The 313-nt window shown below is 75.7% G+C and carries 1 protein-coding gene; it reads right to left on the reverse strand.

The genetic code is table 11. The features are described from left to right. Nucleotides 1-102 precede the first annotated feature (102 nt). On the reverse strand, nt 103-313 hold a 211-nt coding region (locus ABD194_RS07635), incomplete at its 5' end, for a hypothetical protein (protein ID WP_343989675.1).

Below are 313 nucleotides of genomic sequence, written 5' to 3' on the forward strand. Positions count from 1 at the left end.
CCGTCTTCCGGCTCCTCGGCTCCGGCACCATCCGGGTGGGGGACGAGGTCGTCCTCGAGGAGGGTCCGGCCGAGGGATCCACCTGAGGGCTCCGGCGAGCGCTCAGGCCGAGCGGGGCAGGCCCCCGGTCTCGGCGTCGGTCGGCAGCAGCGCGACGACGGCCTCCCAGAGCGCGGTGGAGGTCGTCGGCACGAGCACGGGTCCGCGGTCGTCGGCCTCCACGCGCAGCAGGCCCGCGTCCGTGTCGATCCACGCGAGGCGGCGCACCACGGTGCCCATCGGTGTGGGAAAGGCGACGTCCGCCACGGCGAGG

This window comes from Terrabacter terrae, assembly GCF_039529575.1.
GTDB classification, from domain to species: Bacteria; Actinomycetota; Actinomycetes; order Actinomycetales; family Dermatophilaceae; genus Terrabacter; species Terrabacter terrae.